5 protein-coding genes are annotated in these 4,295 nt (G+C 67.1%); 1 reads left to right on the top strand and 4 read right to left on the bottom strand.

The window, feature by feature from the left end; all coding sequences use genetic code 11:
* Positions 1-354 precede the first annotated feature (354 nt).
* Positions 355-537: a hypothetical protein gene (locus ACQKIP_RS41035; protein ID WP_365862005.1), complete on the top strand. Its 183-nt coding sequence runs from the start codon at positions 355-357 to the stop codon at positions 535-537.
* Between the two features lie 188 nt (positions 538-725).
* On the opposite strand, the gene ACQKIP_RS41030 is transcribed toward ACQKIP_RS41035, so the two are convergent.
* The 4 genes from ACQKIP_RS41030 to ACQKIP_RS41015 all read right to left on the bottom strand — a co-directional run.
* Positions 726-1,994, bottom strand: coding sequence for a DUF6357 family protein (locus ACQKIP_RS41030; RefSeq protein WP_365862007.1), 1,269 nt, complete (start codon positions 1,992-1,994; stop codon positions 726-728).
* Positions 1,995-1,998: 4 nt separating this feature from the next.
* Positions 1,999-2,652, bottom strand: coding sequence for a DUF6357 family protein (locus ACQKIP_RS41025; RefSeq protein WP_365862009.1), 654 nt, complete (start codon positions 2,650-2,652; stop codon positions 1,999-2,001).
* Positions 2,653-2,822: 170 nt separating this feature from the next.
* The gene (locus ACQKIP_RS41020) at positions 2,823-3,383 is read right to left on the bottom strand and encodes a GNAT family N-acetyltransferase (RefSeq protein ID WP_365862011.1); all 561 of its coding nucleotides are present in this window, start codon (positions 3,381-3,383) and stop codon (positions 2,823-2,825) included.
* 507 nt (positions 3,384-3,890) lie between these two features.
* A partial coding sequence (locus tag ACQKIP_RS41015) for a hypothetical protein (RefSeq protein WP_427745346.1) occupies positions 3,891-4,295 on the bottom strand: 405 nt, incomplete at its 5' end.

Genomic DNA, 4,295 nt, shown 5'->3' with positions numbered 1-4,295 from the left:
TCCTCACTCGTCGCGGACTTCGGCATGCCCCACCTCGCTTCTCGCGCTCCGCAACCTACGGAGGCGTAGGTTGGGTGCAAAGCCCAGTCTTCGCCACCGGCTCCTGCGGAACGCACGGCGAAAGACCCCACTGGTGGTGACCAAAGACCCCCGGCGATGGCTCTTGGGCCCCAACCAGCCGCAGCCGGCGACGGCCTCGAACACGCCCGGGACGGGCACGGCACGGGCGGCCACGCCCGGGGCATCCCCCAGGGGTTGCACAGGCCTGATCGCGACACAGTGGGGAACGCGGGCAGTCAGTCGTGCTGCCACCGGGCTACCTGTGGTCAGCCGTTTACCGGCAGGAGTAGACAGATGCTCGCACTAGCGGCAGCCGTGCTTTTCGTCATTGCTTTCCTCATCCAAGCGACCGAGACGTCGACCGAGGCAATCTTCAGCCCTACCAGTCTCATGCTCATCGGACTCGCCCTCCTCGCCCTGCACTTGGGCGGCGTGGGCTCTGGGTGGTCCGCGCCCAGCCGCAGACGCCGGCGCTGAGTGATCAGCCTCCCCCTGGCAGACGGCCGCTCCGGTGATCAGCCCGCTGTTGATCCGGGAGCGGCCGTCGGCGTCTCCGGGGCTAGGGTGAAGCCACGGCCCACACCCACGCTGTCCGGGGACAGTCCGCGTCCTTCATCCCGCGCACCAGCATGAGTTCGGTGACAACGCTCACTGCGCGGCTCCGGCTAGGACGAGCGCGTGTCGCGGCGCCGGCGCGCGCGCTCGAACTCGGCGACGTCCGACGTCCAGGGACCGTGCTGTTCGAGTGCGGCGCAGCCGCCGCGGACGAAGGCGCTCACCAGGTGCCGGTAGCCGGCGATCCCGTCGACCAGGCTGTACTCGACCCGGTATTGCGGATCCGACGTGCCGTCGCCTTCGCGCAGCGTCGTGATCCGCGCGATGGAGTCGGCGTAGAAGTGGAGCTGGATGCCTTCGCCCAGCTCCTGGTCCTCGATGGTGAACACTTCGTTGTCCGCGGCAGAGCGATCGCCGACGAACTCCCAGAATTCCGCGGCGGCACTGCGGGGAGCGTCCTGCAGCCACTTCTTCTCGACGCCCTTGTCGTCGGTGAACGACAGGGCCGTCTTGCTGGCATGCCCGCCGAAGTCGCCTCGGCGGCCGGCAGGCTCCTGGTCATCGTCTATGGGGGTGTTCCGGGAGCGGGCGGCAGCCTCCGAGCACATCAGGAAGCTGACGGTACGCACCGCGTCATCGACGAGCCCGGGGTGTGCGCGGCGCACCGCCGCTGCGACCGCCGCCTCCATCCGCTGCCAGTCGCGCCGGTCCGTGGCGCGTTTTCCCCGTCGCGGATCGCGGGCGATCCGCATCCCGGGGCACGCCTGCTCGGCAGTAGTGATCACCTGCATGACCTCGGGCAGCAGGGCGGGGGCGACGGCATCGGGCAGCCGCCGCGGAACCGTCGCGCCGTGCAGGTACTGGCCCGTGTAGCGCAGGATCGCGGCGTCGAGCGGACCGAGTACGGTTCCGCGCTCGGCGCGACGGCGGTCCGCGTGGTACTCCTGAGCTCGTTTCTCGTTCGACGTCTCGCTCGCCGCGCGCATGGCCGCGCACACCTGCCCGCGTTGCAGCAGATTGATGTCGGCCCCGTGGGCGATGAGCCGGCTCCTGTCCCACGGGATGCGCCGGAAGAGCGCGTCGACGTCCGCGGGCGCGGCGACGAGGATCGGGTTCAGGAGCGCGATGGCGACGTTCTCGTCGAGGTGCCCCCGGGTTCCGGCGGCCTCGCACAGCGGAAGGGCCGCGCTCCACAGCAGCAGGTGTCTGGCCAGGTCCTCTTGGATCACCGCAAGATGGGCTTCGCTGATCGGGAAGGTGAACGTGCGAGGCTCATGGTTGGCGTCGGCCCCGGCAGCGAGCATCAGCTTCAGCTGGCCGTCCTCGCGGACCACGCTTGGGATCCAGCCGCTCTGCCGCGTGAAGACGATGTCCTGCATGGGCTCACGACCACCGTGCGCATTGGGCGTCGAGGCGGGTGTCGGTGCGCACCCAGACTTCGCCCGCGGCGGCCCCGGCCGGGGCGTCGACTCGTTCGATACCGAGGAACTCGATCAGCTTGAGCAGTACGGCTCGTTCGGCTCGGTCATCGTCGACCGCATGCGAGTCGAAGAAGACGTAGTACTGGTCGCTGGGATCCACGATGCCTGAATCCGCCCAGATCCGCCCGACTTCTTCGATCGCCGCTGCTTCGGTCGTGATGGTGGCGGCGCGGGCGGCTCCGCGAGTCTCCGGTGACGCGTCCAGGTCGGCCGGGTCGGTGAACCACTGTCCGAAGCGGTCGAGGCCGGCAAATCCGTTCTCGAAGAACAGCATCGCGCTGGGCAGGTAGCGGTTGGCCCTGTCGACCCGCAGGTATTCCGACCGGGGTTGGTCCGCGTCTGTGATCCGCGCGATCAGACGTTGCCCGGGCATGAGAAGCAACTTCTGCCCCGCGGGTTCGTCGTTGATGCTGTAGGTGTCGGCATCCCGGTCACGGAAGAACGCAGAGAACGCTACGTAGGCTTCCTGAGGGTCGCCCACGCAGACCTGTTCGTCGTTGCCGTCACCGGCAGAGAAGACGAACTGTTTTGGTCCGGGGGCGTAGGGGCGGGCCATTTGCGTCCTTCGTTCACGTGCGATAGCTCCACCAGCGTAAGGGCATCAGAACGCACGCATCTGCCGTTCGTCGCTGACGAACAGCCAGGAAGACCGACACCGCCCGTTGCGCGACGTCGTGCGAGGAGACGTGCCCAATTTGCGGTCAGAGCGGCCAGCTTGGGAAGGGCTCACTGTTTCCACTGCTCCTTGGTGATCTCGTACCGTACGCCTCCGTGCTCGGAGCCCTCGATCATCTCCATGCCGGAGGGGATGGGGATGATGTCTGTGAGCGTCATCTTGAGCTTCTCGACGATGTTGCGCGAACCGTGGTTCACAGCCATCGTCTCGGCCCAGACCATGCGCACACCGAGCTCAGTGAATGCCTTCGCCAGCAGGGCTCGTGAGCCCTCGGTCGCATAGCCCTTGCCCCATGCCGCCTGTCGCAGTCGATAGCCGAGTTCGACTTCGTCCAGCGGGCCCTCTGGTCGTGGACGGGAGTGGAACCAGCCGATGAACGCACCGCCATCCTTTTCGAACGCGGCGAAGAGCCCCAGTTCGCCGTCCCACCTCTCGTAGCCTGCGAGGATGCGCGGCAGGTATTGCTCTCGGACCACCTGCGGCGCGGTCGGCCGGCCGCCGCTCAGGTAGCGCATCACCGCCGGGTCACTGTCCAGCTCGATCAGCAGGTCAGCGTCGTCGGCAGTGAAGCACCGCAGGACCAGGCGCTCGGTCTCCAGATAGGCATCCATGAGTAGATCATGATTGGAACAAGCCGGTCAGCCCAACCGATTTCCTCGGAACCTCAAGCACTCTGCTGCCTCCAAGGCCGCACTGCGAGGCCCCGTCACCTCCTCCAGCAAGGCTCTATCCTCCGGCTGGAACGGGAGCACGCAAAGGCACCCGGGAGGCAAGCACGGTCATGATCCGGCGGTATTCCCGCGCGAGCTGCCGCCGTGAGGTCCAGCTCGGTGCGGAAGGGTCCCACGGCCGCTGGTGACTACCCGGCTGGCTACGCGTCGCCGCCGGGGTGGAAACCGCCGCGGCGGGAAGTCACCGGTGAGGGGAGCCGGTCTGCGTCTCTGTGTCAGGCGCAGCAGGGCAGTCGTCACCGGGCTTGCACGCTGCTTGTCATCGGCGAGGGGCGAGGCAGGGGTGCTGTCACTGGACACGTCGCAGTTGGCGAGGTGTATGAGCCTGTTCGGGGGTTCGAACCTGGCCGATCTGCCATCGCCACGTATGGGTTGCCAGAGGCCACTTCATAGCTGGTGGGGGTCATGGAGGCCGGTCACCGGGACACCGGAACGCCGGGAGATCAGTCCGGTGAGCTCACCTACGTTGCGGTACGTGGTGTTGAACCTCCACACAACTTTGCGGCCGCTCACCCGCCCTATGAACGCGACCTCGTAGACGAAGGCGCTGCCCGCCGGAAGCGAGCCAATGGCGAACTGCGTCTTCTGGCCCTCGATCGATCGGATGTCCGACCACGCCACGCTGATCACGCGCCTGCCGGCGGCGTCGACGAAGCCCTCCGAGAACAGGTAGAGCCCACCACGTGTGCGCTGAAACCAGACATACCCCCATGTGATGACAATCAGTAGACCGACCACCACAACGCCGCGGCCCCAGACGTTCTCCGGCCCGTTGACCAGGAAGTTCATGAC

The organism is Streptomyces sp. NPDC059900 (assembly GCF_050270335.1).
Lineage (GTDB): Bacteria > Actinomycetota > Actinomycetes > Streptomycetales > Streptomycetaceae > Streptomyces.
Note: the sequence above shows the minus strand (reverse complement) of the source record. Positions and strands in the feature narration are given on the sequence as shown.